Origin of the sequence: Pseudomonas defluvii, assembly GCF_001695625.1 — a bacterium.
Taxonomy (GTDB): Bacteria; Pseudomonadota; Gammaproteobacteria; order Pseudomonadales; family Pseudomonadaceae; genus Aquipseudomonas; species Aquipseudomonas defluvii.
Window position 1 is genome coordinate 24,548 of sequence record NZ_MBPN01000011.1, and the last position, 14,867, is coordinate 39,414.

Annotated in this window: 12 protein-coding genes; 4 read left to right on the forward strand and 8 right to left on the reverse strand. The window is 59.3% G+C overall.

The features are described 5' to 3' along the window. Positions 1–93: 93 nt before the first annotated feature. Positions 94–996 carry a GGDEF domain-containing protein gene (locus EKA13_RS05135; RefSeq protein WP_065758324.1) on the reverse strand — a complete coding sequence of 301 codons (903 nt, stop codon included), beginning with the start codon at positions 994–996 and terminating at the stop codon, positions 94–96. 535 nt (positions 997–1,531) lie between these two features. Beyond that, positions 1,532–2,524: a TerC family protein gene (locus EKA13_RS05140; protein ID WP_065758325.1), complete on the reverse strand. Its 993-nt coding sequence runs from the start codon at positions 2,522–2,524 to the stop codon at positions 1,532–1,534. A gap of 904 nt (positions 2,525–3,428) precedes the next feature. Between EKA13_RS05140 and EKA13_RS05155 the strand changes: the two genes are divergently transcribed. The 4 genes from EKA13_RS05155 (at position 3,429) to EKA13_RS05170 (ending at position 6,072) form a co-directional block, all read left to right on the forward strand. After that, positions 3,429–3,869 (forward strand): hypothetical protein, encoded by a 441-nt coding sequence (locus EKA13_RS05155; protein WP_065758326.1) that lies wholly within the window; start codon positions 3,429–3,431, stop codon positions 3,867–3,869. A gap of 326 nt (positions 3,870–4,195) precedes the next feature. Further along, positions 4,196–4,531 carry a hypothetical protein gene (locus EKA13_RS05160; protein WP_065758327.1) on the forward strand — a complete coding sequence of 112 codons (336 nt, stop codon included), beginning with the start codon at positions 4,196–4,198 and terminating at the stop codon, positions 4,529–4,531. Between the two features lie 201 nt (positions 4,532–4,732). Further along, a complete protein-coding gene (locus tag EKA13_RS05165; RefSeq protein WP_065758328.1) occupies positions 4,733–5,428 on the forward strand; it encodes a metallophosphoesterase in 696 nt (231 codons plus the stop codon). Between the two features lie 17 nt (positions 5,429–5,445). After that, positions 5,446–6,072, forward strand: a complete 627-nt coding sequence (locus EKA13_RS05170; RefSeq protein ID WP_065758329.1) for a LysE family translocator — start codon at positions 5,446–5,448, stop codon at positions 6,070–6,072. A gap of 6 nt (positions 6,073–6,078) precedes the next feature. Here EKA13_RS05170 and EKA13_RS05175 read toward each other — a convergent pair whose 3' ends face one another. From EKA13_RS05175 to EKA13_RS05200, 6 genes are all read right to left on the reverse strand, one after another. Next, positions 6,079–8,514 (reverse strand): autotransporter family protein, encoded by a 2,436-nt coding sequence (locus EKA13_RS05175; protein ID WP_065758330.1) that lies wholly within the window; start codon positions 8,512–8,514, stop codon positions 6,079–6,081. A gap of 132 nt (positions 8,515–8,646) precedes the next feature. Continuing rightward, positions 8,647–8,922 (reverse strand): peptidylprolyl isomerase, encoded by a 276-nt coding sequence (locus EKA13_RS05180; protein WP_065758331.1) that lies wholly within the window; start codon positions 8,920–8,922, stop codon positions 8,647–8,649. 39 nt (positions 8,923–8,961) lie between these two features. Next, complete coding sequence (locus tag EKA13_RS05185; RefSeq protein WP_065758332.1) at positions 8,962–10,932, reverse strand: acetoacetate--CoA ligase; 1,971 nt, start codon at positions 10,930–10,932, stop codon at positions 8,962–8,964. A gap of 106 nt (positions 10,933–11,038) precedes the next feature. Beyond that, entirely contained in the window at positions 11,039–11,809 is a 771-nt protein-coding gene (gene hbdH, locus EKA13_RS05190) for a 3-hydroxybutyrate dehydrogenase (RefSeq protein WP_065758333.1), read from the reverse strand. A 10-nt stretch (positions 11,810–11,819) separates the two neighbouring features. Beyond that, a complete protein-coding gene (locus EKA13_RS05195; RefSeq protein ID WP_065758334.1) occupies positions 11,820–13,211 on the reverse strand; it encodes a GntP family permease in 1,392 nt (463 codons plus the stop codon). A gap of 267 nt (positions 13,212–13,478) precedes the next feature. Beyond that, entirely contained in the window at positions 13,479–14,861 is a 1,383-nt protein-coding gene (locus EKA13_RS05200) for a sigma-54 interaction domain-containing protein (protein ID WP_065758335.1), read from the reverse strand. Between the last annotated feature and the right edge of the window lie 6 nt (positions 14,862–14,867).

Genomic DNA, 14,867 nt, shown 5'->3' on the forward strand with positions numbered 1-14,867 from the left:
GTTGACCTATAAGTCCTTTCGTATGACCAGGCAGCGCATTGCTGAAGCTCGAAAATTCCGGCTCTGGCATCCCTCTGGCTTGGCCCAGGACTGTCATGCAGAAACCACCCTGTCTTTGCCCATGGCTTTGGCCTCATACAATGCGCGATCGGCACGCTTGAGCGTGTCTTCGTATGAGCGATCATCCGGCGCTATAGTCGTGACACCAATGCTTGCCGTGACGGCGATACCATCCGCCGAAAACCGGCTCAGCGTCTCTCTAAAACACGCCTGTAAACGCTTGGCGAACTGCACTGCTTGCCCATGGTTGGTATTGGGCAGAGCAAGCACAAACTCATCACCGCCCAAGCGGCATGCGGTATCAGTTTTTCGTAGCACGGACCTACAAATGTTGGCAGCGGCCATAATTATCTCATCCCCTGCATGGTGTCCTTTTGTGTCGTTGATTTTCTTGAGCCCATCCAGATCAAGCATCAAAATGGACGTCGGCACGGAGTGCCGCACTGATGATTCGTAGTGAAGAGCGAGGTCCTGCTCCAGTTTTCTTCGATTGAAAAGGCCGGTTAGCTGATCGGTATCGCTCAGCTCCCTCAGTCTGACCTCCAGGTTGTGCCTCTCCGAGATATTACTCGCGACCCAGAGCACAACTGCTTCCTCGTCAGCCAGGAAATTCAGGGCCTGGATACGGCCTTCAAACCAGATCGCTTCTTTTGGGCCTTCATCGGATAAGCCTTTCACATCCCTATTGCTCAGTTCGTACTCTTCGATCAATAGCTCTCGCGACTCGAGCGCCCTGTCGATCTGTTCGAGAAACCAGCTTGCCTTCTCAGGCTTGACCAAGTCTGAAATGTACTGGCCGACAAGGCAGCTTCCATCATGGTAGTAGCGATTATCACGGCCGCCGAACACGGCGACATACTTGCCGCTGCGGGACAGGATGAAAGCCGGGTCCGGCAAAGCCTCCAGAATCAAAGCCATTTGCTCAACATTGATCATGAAGCGTTTCTTCTAAGTCATTAGGTGGTAGCACATTAATATGATTGGAAAAATTTGGCACGGGTTTGAGCTTGGTCTGTCAGGCAGACTGCAGTTCAGGTCGAGAGGATCAACATACCTGGCGCCTTGGTGATTTATTGGTTTTTTCATCCGGGCATCATTAAAAAGAAAGAATCATTTTTTCTTATCTGCGGGATAGCTATAGCATCAGAACGAAAATGTGTTTTGGTTTAGTGGCCAACAGCTCGGCGTTTGAGAAGGCCTGATTAATCCCGGGTGACGATCGGTAAGGGGAGGGCGGTGTTCGTTCGGCAGGATGCCGCAGAGCAAGGCAGAGCGATACCAATGCTGATACCAAACTGTATGTTTTGATGGGGGCAGAGGGGGATTTGGCCCAGCAAAATCAACGCCTAGCCACCCGTTGTAAGGCTTCCGGTCGTGAATGCCCAGTTTGGCAAGCAGAGGTCGCCCTTGGTGGGGGCGACCTTCACAGGTCGAATTCCTGTTTCACGCGCTACACGCCCAGGCTCTCAATTCAGTGATCGCCTTCATTGCCTGGCCGCACTCGCGTCTTCCACAGTGACAACAATACCCCACCGGTGAGTAGCCCAAGTGTGACGCTTAGCGATAGTGCAGCAGGTACCTTGCCTATGATGTCGTGTAGAAAGATCTTCGCGCCAATGAACACGAGCACTAGAGCCAAGGCGTATTTCAGGTAGGCAAAACGATGAATCATCGCGGCAAGTGCAAAGTACAGTGCACGAAGGCCCAAGATAGCAAAGATATTTGATGTGTAAATGACAAAGGTATCTTGGGTGATTGAGAAGATGGCGGGAACACTGTCAATGGCAAATACCAGATCGGCACATTCAATCAGAATCAACGCCAGGAACAAGGGTGTAATCCAGAGCACCTTCTTGCCAGTCTTGTCCGCTTGACGAATGAAGAACGAATGTCCGTGAAGGCGCTCTGTTATGCGCAGATGGCTGCGCAGGAATTTGACGAATCGATTGTTCTCCAGATCGGGTTGATCGTTAACCGACGCAAAAAGCATTTTCACACCCGTGAACAGCAGGAAGGCGCCGAATATATAAAGAACCCAGCTGAACTCGGCGATCAAAGCTGCGCCCAAGGCGATCATGATGGCCCGGAGCACGATCACGCCCATGATTCCCCAGAACAGTACGCGATGCTGAAGTGCCCGAGGAATGGCCAGGAATCCGAAAATCAATGCGATGACGAAAACGTTATCCATCGAGAGCGACTTCTCGATCAAGAAGCCGGTCAGGTAATCCATACTGGCGTCGGCACCCTTCTGGAAGTTGACCCAGACGGAGAAAAGCAAGCCCATGGATATGTAGCCCGCTGACAGTAACAAACTCTCCTTTACATTGATTTCTCGGTGTTCGCGATGCAGGACGCCGAGGTCAAAGGCGAGTAATGCGATGACGATCGCAAGGAAAGTCAGCCAGAGCCAGGCGGCAGTGCCCAGCACATCAGCGAAGATGATCGAATGTAAGACAGTCATGAGCCTCTCCTGTTAGTCGTAGCTTTACCAACTATGACTCCGACATGGCGGCTGCATGCCGTCAGAGGGGCCCGGCGTCACTGATGACAGACTAGAAATAGCCGCTTTGATTCTTCAAGCGCTGTTTTTTTGCAAAGTGTATCCGTGGCGGATGATCGGTGGGTATACGGCACAGGAAGGCTTTCCAGGACCCAGGGGTACAGGGGCATTAGCGCCTAAATGCAGGGGGCAGTCAGATCGCTGCCTATACTCCAGACGAGCGAGCAAGCCTGGGGGTTGCACCATGGATCTGACCGAGATGATGAAGGCGGGTGAGCAGCTTCTAAAAAGAGCCCTTGAGGCTGTTTGCGCGTATCACAAAGCTAGAGATTCTTCGACGCCACCTGAAGAGGTTGAGCGTCTTCGCCTGGAAGCCGAGTCGCTGATGCGGGCCGTGCAACACTACCAGCAGCGCGCACTGGGGGTATCTGGGAAGGGGCCGTATCCTTCGCCGCGCTCCGGATCTGCGGCATCGTAACCAGGAATTATCAGCAGTTGCGAGGCTATAGTGTGGTGCTGATTAAGGGGATAACCATGAAGTGCTTGATCTGTTCTGCAGACGCGCGGGAAGTGGACTCTGAAATGGATGGCATTGAGCTCGTATGCCCGGAGTGCGGGCACTTCGGGGTTTCATCCCTGATCATGAAGCAGAGGGCCATGCGGGCGTTTGATGTCGAGAGAACTCAGACGTTTCTTCATTGTGAGCGTGAAATCAACCCTGATCGAATACCGTTAATCAATAGCGAGACGGTCATTTGGGCGTAGCGTGGGACCGGTCGTCGAAAGATAATCAAGCCGATGCTGGCTGGCTAGAATCTAGTGGGGGGATCACGTCAACGTAACCTGAAAAATCAGGAGGCTTACGATGAACAGAGTACCCTCACTGGCATTGCTGGTGACAGCCGTCTTGCTCTCAGGCGTGGCAACAGCGGGTGATCATCAGGTGGTCAACGTTGCTCTGAACGCCACTCAGTACAACACCGGCCATGTGGCATCAGCGTTGTTGTCGCCAACGACAGGAAACAGGACAGGGCTTTCGATTGTTTTGGGCGGGGTGCCAAGCGGTACGGCATTACCTGTGCACATCGACACGTACATCTATTCAGGGACGTGTGAGCGCATGGGGCCGAAGCCGGTCTATGAGATGAATCAGTCGATGACGACAAGGTCTATGTCGTCACCAATGCGGCTGTCCACCATAGCGCCTGTTTCACTCGCCGCGCTTCGCTCCGGTGGCTATGTCCTGGTCTTGAGGGCCGGCCCGATGGACGGGAGTGTCAATCTCTTCTGCGGCAACATCACATGATGCCTGAACCGGCAATCGCAATAACCTGATGCTGAACGGCAACGCTGTAACGCCGAATGCCTACCGCCAGTCTCCACACGCATTCAAGCCCTGGCGAGCAAAAAAAAGCCCGCTAGGGGAGGCGGGCTGATGTGGAGTTTCCAAAGGAGCAGTTGCGACCTTAGGCGTTGGGCTGTGAAGGCTGCGTGAAAGTGATGTAATCGAAAAGTCAGCAGTCACGCCGTGGGCTAATAGTCGCTGCCGCCTATCCGCCCTTGCTAGACCTTTGGTGAGGTCACAACCCCGCCGCTTTGATCTAAAGTGCCGGCTTTTGCTCAAGGTGCGCCATGCAGAAGACAGTCGTCGCCGCGATGATCAGCGTGCTCCTGGCGGGATGCTCATTGCCAGTGGCCCTCACGCCCAATTCCCCAACGATTTCAGAGCACTCGGCAAAGTCGCCTGACGACTATAGCGCGTGTGTCATGGGGCGCTGGCAGCAACAGCAGCATGCTCAGGTGGATCGCAAGGCGATCTCCAGAGGCTATGAGCTCAGCGTGTCAGGCAGCGTGACTGCCAGTGACTACCTTGAGGTTCATCGGCAAGGTGAGGGCAGCCTGATTTCCTTCTATGAGGGCGCGCCTTGGCATACGTCGGTTAAACGTGCTGTGTACGAGTGCCTGTAGTTCCCCGTTTGCAAACCTCCGTCACGGATTGGCTTGCCTGAGGCGTGAAGGCACGTGTTAAGGGCGGGCTATGCTTGAAGTAAATAGCCCCTTTCGGCCTTGGTCAGGTTCAGCTCGCGTTCGAGGAGCAGGTCATCGATTCTTTACCGTTCTGGATTGTCTTCGTGAAAACCTGAGCCTCGTATCAGCAGGAGGGGCGCGGTGGGACGCTTGCAGCGCGTTGCGCGTAATGAACGGGGCCGGGATTTCGCGGTCGGTGATATTCACGGCCATTTTCGGCGGTTGGAGCAGGCACTGGCATTGATTGGCTTCGATGCCAGCAGGGACCGTCTGTTCAGCGTGGGCGATCTGGTCGATCGCGGGCCAGACAGCGAAGAGGCGCTTGCCTGGTTGCAGCGCCCTTGGTTCTTTGCCGTGCAGGGCAATCACGAGGCACTTGCCGTGGCCCATGTTCAAGGACAGTGGCTCGATGTTGAATTGTATCGGGCCAATGGTGGTGCCTGGTTCCTGGACAGCCCCGCCGCAGAGCAGTCCCGATATGCCGAGCAATTTGCCCGCTTGCCGCTGGCGTTGGAGATCGACACGCTTGCTGGCCCGGTCGGTGTGCTGCACGCCGACTGCCCGAGTCCCAGTTGGCAGACGTGGTGTGATCAACTGGCTGTCGGTCCGGTGAAAGCTGCGCAGGACATTTGCCAGTGGTCACGTCGGCGCTTGCAGCAGAATGACCCGACACCTGTCGCGGGTTTGCGGGCGCTGATTGTCGGGCATACGCCAGGGCCATCAGTGCGGGTGCTCGGTAATGTCTGGCATATCGATACCGGCGGCTGGTTGAACGGGCATTTCTCTTTTCTGGAGTTGGCCACGCTTGACGTGAGGTCGGCCAGGCGAGAGTCTTGAGGTTTTTGGAGTGGCCCATGGACCTTTCGAGCCTCTTGCTGTTTGTGCCCGCCTGCTTTGCCTTGAACATGGCGCCGGGGCCCAACAACCTGCTGTCCCTTAACAACGCCAGCCGCTACGGTCTGCGTACCGCTTGCGTGGCGGGTGCCGGTCGCCTGCTGGCCTTTGCCGGGATGATCGCCCTGGCCGCGACCGGGCTGGCCGTGGTCTTGCACGCCAGTGAATACCTGTTCCTGATGATCAAGGTGCTGGGGGCGGCCTACCTGTTCTACATTGCCTGGCAGCTCTGGCGGGCGCCGGTCGGGCAAGACGGCGTGGCCGTCGAGCGCGATGCCGGTACCCTGCGCCTGGCGCGTCAGGAGTTCTGGGTCGCAGCTGGCAACCCCAAGGCCATTTTGATCTTCACCGCGTTCCTGCCACAGTTCGTCAATGTGTCCAGCGACACTGCAGTCAGTGAACAGTTTGCGGTATTGGGTGGCTTGTTCCTGCTGCTGGAATGGCTGGCCATTGCTATTTATGCCTGGTTGGGGGCGTACATGCAGCGCTGGTTCAGCCAGCCGGCTCGGCGCCGGCTGTTCAACCGGGTCAGTGCGTCGTTGCTTGCCTGCGCAGGTGTTGGTCTGCTGGCTGCTCGCCGCGCGTGAGGCCCGCTACCACCTCACACGCAGGCCGAGGTTGGCGCTGACCTGTTCCTGTTGGCGGCTGTCGAGGTTGTAGCCGTAATCCAGGCTGGCGTACACGCTGAGGGATGGGCTTGGCTGGGCGCTGAGGCCTGCGCCGACATCCATCCAGGTGCTTTTGTGATCTGTCTTGATCGCATCGGCAGCGTCGAAGCTGACGCTGTCGCGCCCGCCGAAGCTCTGCCAGATGTTACTGCGCAGGTAAGGTTGCACGGGTACTCGACCGGCCTGGAAATGGCCTTTAAGGCGTGCGCCCACGCGCGCGCTGATGTCGTGCTGGTTGTCGTAGCTGATCCGTGAGATCCCATCATTGGCACTGTGCAGGCTGACCGACTGGACGATCAGTTGCGCCTGCGGTTCCACCACCCAGCGGCTGTTCAGGGGCAATGGATAGCCGCTTTCCAGCGAGCCGGTAATCGTGTGGCCGTTCAGGTCCAATGTGACGCCGCGATCTGAGCGGGTGCGACCGTCCAGGTCGGTGTACTGCAGCACGCCATCCAGGTACCACCGTTGCGGGCCGACCAGCGTCCAATAGGCGCCTATGCTATCGCCATCCAGGCGCACGTCACCGACGTGATTGTCGGTGAAACCCAAGGCAAAACCGCTGATATCACCCGTGAGCCGGGCATGACCGAGGTACAGCCCCAGGTGGTGGCGGTAGCCGTCATTGTCGAGCGCGGCATACAGATCATGCCCCACCTGATAGCCGCGCAGATCGCCGTCAAGGCTCGGGGTAACCGTACCAGACCAACGTTGCCGCAGTTGATCACCAACAGTTCGCGCCCAACCGGCGGCAATCGGCCCGGTTTCGTTGAGCAGGTTCTGTTCACCCTGGCGCTCATGGAACGTACTCAGGGTCAGGCGCGGCAGCAGTGCAGCTGAACGGCTTGCTGCCGCATACAGTGGCACCTCTGCGCGGTACAGGGGGATGCTCTCACCGGCGATCGCTGTCGGTAATGCCGGGGTTCCAGGGGCCGCGACCGGCACACTCAGGGCTGGCGGCGCCTCACCCGGCTCCGCCGTTGTAACGGGGGCGATCACGCTCGAGCGCAGGTACCAGCTGTTCTCGCTGCCCGCCGTGACGCCGCCTTTGAACAGGTAGTACTCATACGCACCGGCAGACAGCGACGAGCCCAGGCGGAAGGCATCGGCGCTGCTGGTTGCGCCGGCTGTCGCCTCAACCACCTGTATCCCGTTTTGGGCAGTTTGCGCGCCAACGCCGTTCAGGTTGTTGACCTGCAAGGTTGTGGTGCCGGAAACGCTGCCTTCGCTGACGATCAAGCGGTCGGAATGGGCTGCATCGCTGGCCAGGACGCTGTTGAGTCTGAGAACTCCATTGAGCCCGATGTAATCGCCGGTCAGTGTCAGGCGCCCTTGCGCATCGCTGCCACCACTCAGGTCGACCAGCCCTGCATTGTTCAGCGTGGCGTGCTGCCCGGCGGCCAGTGGCGCTACGGCGCCGCTGTGTGACAGCAACTGGCTGCTGGAATCGATGTTCAGCACGCCAGTGCCACGGTTTGTATCGCCCAGCAAGAGGGTATCGTTCAAGGTGAGCGCTGAGCCACTATTCAATGACACGGTCTCCCATCCCACATAACGAGCGCCGTTCTCCGGGCTGCTGGTGTCGAAGATCAGGTGGTCATTGCCATCGCCGCCATCAATCAGCCGGGTAGTGGCCAGATGTGTTTCATCAAGGTTGATCAGCAATGCCTGATCATCATCAGGGCCGGTTTGCACGCTGCCGCGGATTACACCGCCGTCTTTCCAGATGAAGCGGTCGCTACCGAAACTCAGCAGTACGTCGCCACCGACCTCGCCGCCGCTGATGGTCACGTTGTCGGCACCCCCGCTGAGACTGATGTTGCCGCCGATGTTGCCATTGCTGAGGAGTATCGTATCGTTGCCGAAGCCGGCCACCAGGTTGCCGTCGATGCTGCCCCCGGACATGTCGAACAGGTTGTCGTCCAGTTTCATGTTCACGCGGCCAATCCGGCCACCCGTCATGATGGCGTAGTCGCCATCCTCGAACGCGCCGACGATGCGCCCACCGCTCATGAGAAAGGTATCGAGGCCATCGCCTTGGGTGAGTGATTGGATCTGTCCTCCGTTCATGACGAAGGTGTCGATACCGCCCCCTTGGCCGACGTTGCCCGCAATGGTGCCGGAATCAATCTGCACCCGATCACGTCCAGCGCCAAAGGTCACGTTGCCCGTAATACTGCCGGTGCCATCCGTGGGCATCAGCAGGCTGTTGTCGCCTGAGGTGTCGGACAGCGATGCAGCGATGCCACTGTCACACACGTAAGCATCGTCGCCACTCCCCGGGGCGAAGCTGCAGGCTGCAAAAGCGGCGTCACCCAACAGGGGCAAGGCCCCGAGGGTCATGAAGCAGCGAAATTTTCGCATGCTTGAGTACCTCAATGGCGCACGTCTGTGTGCTCCAAGGGGTATAACCCAATGGCCGAAACTGACAACTGACAGAAATGACAGGTGGTGAACGGTTACCGCGGCTCGCCGCTGGAGAAGCCCGGGCCGGGTTCAGTCGCGGAAGAACACCTGCACCAGGTGGTAACCGAATTTACTCTTGATCGGCCCGTGCACGGTGCGCAGGGGCTTCTTGAAAATGACCTGGTCAATTGCACCGACCATCTGCCCGGGGCGCACTTCGCCCAAATCGCCGCCGCGCTTGCCGGAAGGGCAGGTGGAGAACTTTTTGGCCAGCACGTCAAAGGCTTCGCCCTTGGCAATGCGTTGCTTGAGTTGCTCGGCCTCTTCGGCGGTTTTTACCAGAATATGGCGGGCCTGTGCTTTCATGGCTGTAGGTACCTCTGTGACGCCTGAGAAAAGCGCCGATTATGCCTCATCGCGCAGCTCTGCGCGGTCGCGAAAATGTGCCAGTGCTTCGGGGTTGGCCAAGGCATCGGTATTTTTCACCGGCTGACCGTGAACCACATTACGTACTGCCAGTTCGACGATCTTGCCGCTGATGGTGCGTGGGATATCGCTGACCGCCACAATCACTGCGGGTACATGCCGTGGTGTCGTGTTGGCACGGATGGTCTGGCGGATGCGTGTTTGCAGGGCATCATCGAGGACGATACCGTCGCGCAGCCGGACGAACAGCACCACCCGAACATCGTCCTGCCAGTGTTGACCGATGGCGACGCTTTCCAGCACCTCGTCGATCTTTTCTACCTGACGGTAGATCTCAGCCGTACCGATGCGCACACCGCCGGGGTTGAGTACGGCGTCGGAGCGGCCGTGGATGATAATGCCGCCGCTGGCTGTTTCCTCGGCATAGTCGCCCTGTGCCCACACACCGGGAAACTGGCTGAAGTAGGCCGCCTTGAAACGCTCGCCCTGCGGGTCGTTCCAGAACCCCAGGGGCATTGCCGGAAAGTGCCGGGTGCAGACCAGCTCGCCTTTTTCGCCAATCACCGGGTGGCCCTCATCGTCCCAGACCTCTACCGCCATGCCCAGGCTCTTGCACTGGATCTCGCCACGCCTCACGGGCAGGGTGGGGTTGCCGATCACGAAACAGGAGACGATGTCGGTACCACCCGACATCGACACCAGATGCAGGTCCTGCTTGAACGCGCGGTACACGTAGTCATAGCTTTGCGGTGACAACGGCGAGCCGGTGGACAGTAGCAGGCGCAAGCGCTCCAGGCGGTGGCTGAGTCGCGGTTGCAGGCCTTCATGCTCCAGTGCAGTCAGGTACTTTGCGCTGGTGCCGAACACGCTGATTGACTCGCTGTCGATCAGGTCGAGCAGGCGCCCCGCGTCAGGGAACAGCGGCGAGCCATCGTAGAGCACCAGCGTCGCGCCCAGGGCCAGGCCGCTGACCAGCCAGTTCCACATCATCCAGCCACAGGTGGTGTAGTAGAACAGGGTGTCGTCCGGGCCAAGGCTGTTGTGCAGGCCATGTTCCTTCAGGTGTTGCAGCAGCACACCGCCGGCCGAATGAACGATGCACTTGGGCACACCGGTAGTGCCACTGGAGTACAGGATGTAGAGCGGGTGGTCGAACGGCAGTGGCGTAAATGTCGGTGTACCGCCTGGCTGATAGAAGTCGTCCCACAGGCTGACCTTGGCCGCGCAATGGAAGTCTGCGGTCTGCGTTTGCGTGCGGGTGTACGGCAGCACCAGCACCTGCTCAAGGTTTGGCAACTGGGCCAGTACTTCGTTGATTTTATCGGTCTGGTCGATGTCTTTGCCGGCGTAGTGATAACCCGCGCAGACGATCAGCAGTTTGGGTTCGATCTGGCCAAAGCGGTCGACAATGCCATGGGTACCGAACTCTGGCGAGGAGCACGACCAGACGGCGCCCAGGCTGGTGCAGGCGAGCATCGCCACCAGGGTTTGCCAGGTGTTAGGCAGACAGGCCGCGACACGGTCGCCGACACCGATACCGATCGCCTTGAAACTGCGCTGCAGCCCTGCAACCTGGGCGGCCAGCTCCGTGTGGCTGAGGGTGAAACGGCTGCCGTCTTCGCGCAGAGACACCACGGCGCAGTTGTCACGGCGGAGGTCGTCGCGGCGCAACAGGTGCTCGGCGAAATTCAGGGTCGCGCCGCTGAACCAGCGAGCATCGGGCATGTGTGGGCCTTCCTCGAGCACTTGCCGCGGTGGCTGATGCCAGCGCACCTCGAACGTGTCGGCCAGGGCCTGCCAGAAGGCCTCGCGCTGCTCGATGCTCCAGCGGTGCAGGTCATGATAGTCGTCAAGGTGCACCCCATGGCGACGGTTGATCTGCCGACGAAAGGCATCCATCGGGCTGGCCTGGATTTGCGCCTCGGTCGGGCGCCAGAGCACCTCGTTCATGCCATGTCCTCTTTGTTATCGTCCTGAGAACAGTGTATTCGCGAACCTCGGGGCTGACAGCCAGAATTGCTGTGTTGGCCGCAGCCCGCCCGGCAAAGCGCCTGCCTTACTGGGCCAGCCAGCCGCCGTCGATGTTCCAGGCGGCGCCGCGAACCTGGCTGCCAGCCTCACTACAGAGGAACGCTACCAGCTCACCCAGCTGTTCGGGGGTGACGAAGGCCAGTGACGGCTGCTTCTCTGCCAACAGGTCGTGTTGCGCCTGCTGCGGATCGATGCCACCTGCGGCGCGGTCGTCGATCTGCTTTTGCACCAGCGGCGTCAGCACCCAGCCAGGGCAGATAGCATTGCAGGTGATCGGGGTCGTGGCGGTTTCCAGCCCAACCACCTTGGTCAGCCCGATCACCCCGTGCTTGGCTGCAACATAGGCGGCTTTACCCACCGAGCCGACCTGGCCATGCACCGAGGCGATATTGATGATCCGCCCCCAGTTGCGTTGGCGCATGCCCGGCAGTGCCAGCCGCGTGCTATGGAACACGGCCGACAGGTTGAGCGCGATGATCGCGTCCCAGCGCTCGGTGGGGAAGGCCTCAACCGGCGCGACGTGCTGGATGCCGGCATTGTTGACCAGGATATCGACACCCCCGAACTCGCGGTTGGCATAGGCGAAGAGGTCTTCGATCTGCTGCACATCACTCAGGTCGGCGGGGTGGTGGCCCACGCGGGTGCCGTGACGGGCAACCTCGGCGATGGCCGCACTGGCGTCACCGAAGCCGTTGAGTATGAGGTTGGCACCGGCCTGGGCCAATACCTGCGCGATCCCCAGGCCAATACCACTGGTAGAGCCGGTCACCAATGCGGTCTTTCCGTTGAAGTTCATGTTGTGCTCCTTAAACGATGCCCGTGGCGTAGAAAGTGGCGATAACCACGAATACCGCCAGGGTCTTGATCAGGGTAATGCCGAAAATGTCCTTGTAGGCTTCGCGGTGGGTCAGCCCGGTGACTGCCAGCAAGGTAATCACCGCACCGTTGTGCGGCAGGGTGTCCATGCCACCGCTGGCCATCGAAGCCACGCGGTGCAGGACTTCCAGCGGAATGTTCGCGGCGTTGGCGGCAGCGATGAATGTCTCCGACATGGCTGCCAGGGCGATGCTCATGCCGCCGGACGCAGAACCGGTAATGCCTGCCAGCAGGGTGACGGTGACGGCTTCATTGACCAGTGGGTTGGGAATGCTCTTGAGCGCATCGGCCAGCACCAGAAACCCCGGCAGCGAGGCGATGACTGCACCGAAGCCATACTCCGACGCGGTATTCATCGCGGCCAGCAAGGCACCGTTGACGGCGCTCTTGGTGCCCTCTGCCAGGCGCGTGCGAATGGCCCTGTAGCCGCACACCAGCACCATCAGAATGCCAATCAGCAACGCGGCTTCTACCGCCCAGATTGCGGTGAGCTTGGCGATATCGCTTTGTACTGGGGTGCTCATGCCGGGCAGGCTCAAGCTATGGGTCTTGCCGTACCAAGCGGGAATCCAGTGGGTAAACAGCAGGTTCATCACCCCCACCAATACCAGTGGCGACAGGGCCAACAGTGGGTTGGGCAGGGTCAGGTCGGTGGCGGTTTCGGGCTCGTTGCGCAAATCCGTGCCGTAACCTTCGCCGGCTCTTTGGGCCTTGTTGCGTTGGCGTTGCAGGTAAAGCATGCCGGCACAGAAGACAAACACCGTACCGATCAGCCCCAGCCACGGCGCTGCCCAAGCGGTGGTGTTGAAGAAGGTACTGGGGATGATGTTCTGGATCTGTGGGGTGCCGGGCAAGGCGTCCATGGTGAAGGAGAACGCGCCCAGGGCAATGGTGGCCGGGATCAGCCGCTTGGGGATGTTGCTCTGGCGAAACATCTCGGCCGCGAACGGGTAGACGGCGAAAACCACCACGAACAGCGAAACGCCACCATAGGTCAGCAGGGCGCAGACCAGTACGATCACCAGCATTGCCTGGCGGGTACCGAGGACGCGTATGGCTGCAGCGACAATCGAGCGGGAAAAGCCGGACAGCTCAATCAGCTTGCCGAATACGGCGCCCAGCAGAAACACCGGGAAGTAGAGCTTGATGAACCCGACCATTTTCTCCATGAACACCCCGGTAAAGGCGGGCGCAACGGCAGAAGGGTCTGTCAGCAACACCGCGCCAAGGGCTGCGATGGGGGCGAACAGGATAACGCTATAACCACGGTAGGCAGCCAGCATCAGCAGCGCAAGCGCTGCCAGGGCGATGATTACACTCATCGAGTGTCTCCTTGAGGCATCTTGTTTTTGTTGATGCGACGGAGATAGCGGGATTCGTGCCAGTTTTACAAGGTATTGAAATATAAGGGTTTTATTGTTTTTGAGCGCAATGCGAGGCGCTATTTTCTCTGAACAGAGACAAGTAATTGGCCTGAGTGCGCTGTGGCGCTGGAAATCAGCCGGATTAGCGCTGTATAGCTTATGTCTCTATAAAGAGACGGTGTTTCTCCTTATGGAGACAAGCGCTGCGCGCAAGGCCGGCGACGATCACAACCCCAGCGCAACCATTTTCTTGTACAGGGTCGAACGGCCAAGGCCCAGTTGCCTGGCGGCTTCTGGCACGTTGCCTGCGCACTGCGCCAACGTATCGGTCAGTAACTGCCGCTCGAAATCTTCGCAGGCCTGTTTGTAGGTTTTCTGTGGCGCTTGTTGCGCCAGCGGCGCCAAGGTGCCCAAGGCGGCCTGGATGTCGCTCGCGCCGAGTCGTGGATGATCGGCCAGCAAGGTCGCTCGCTCCAGTACGTTGCGCAGTTCACGTATGTTGCCCGGCCAGGCATGCCGGAGCAGCAGTGCCTGGGCCTCGCCATCCAGCTCATGCTGGCTACCCAGGTCTTCCAGAATCGCCTCGCTCAGGGCCGGCAGATCTTCCAGCCGTGCGCGCAGCGGTGGCACATTGATCGGCAAGACATTGAGCCGGTAGTACAGGTCGGCACGGAAGCTGCCATTGGCCATGGCAGCTTCCAGGTTTGTCGATGTGGCGGCGATGATCCGTACGTCACTGCGCATCACCTGGTTGGAGCCAACGGGTTCGTACTCTTTCTCTTGCAGTACACGTAGCAACTTGCTCTGTAGCGGCAACGGCATGTCACCAATTTCGTCGAGGAACAAGGTGCCGCCCTGGGCGATCTGCAGTTTGCCGGGGCGGCCCTTGCGGTCTGCACCGGTAAAGGCGCCTGGCGCCGTGCCGAAGAACTCGGCTTCCAGCAAGGCTTCCGGGATGGCCGCGCTGTTGATGCTGACAAACGCCTTGTGCGCACGCGGTGAGGCCGCGTGAATGGCATGGGCCAGGAGTTCCTTGCCGGTGCCGGTTTCGCCGAGCAGCAGCACCGGTGAATCGCTGCCTGCACCGCGTCGGGCACGGCGTTTGATCTCAAGGGTTGCCGCGCTGGTGCCAATGAACTGGGCGAAGCTGTACTTGGCCTGGCGCGCCTGCAGCAGCGAGCGGGTCGAGGCCAGTTCCTGCTGCATGCTCGAGTAGCGCTTGAGTAAAGGCGAGAGGCTGCGCAGCTCATCAAACAGGGCGAAGCCAATGGCGCCGATCACGCCGCCTTTCGCATCCTGAATGGGCAGGCGCATCACCACCAGCGGCTCCTTGGGGGTGTCGAGCATGTCGAGCAGTATGGGGCGCCCGTTGCTGACCACTTCACGCATCAGGGTGCCGGGGATTACCGCTTCGCACGGTTGGCCGATGGCGCTGCTGGCATCCTCCAGGCCGAAGCGGCGGGCATAGCGCTCGTTCATCCAGACGATGCGTGCATCGCGGTCAACGATCACCGTGCCTTCGCTGGATTGCTCGATGATTTCGAACAGCGAGCGAATCGCCAGTAAGCGTACCCGCTGATAGTCCTTGAGGTTGTCGCTGTCGTGCATGAACCG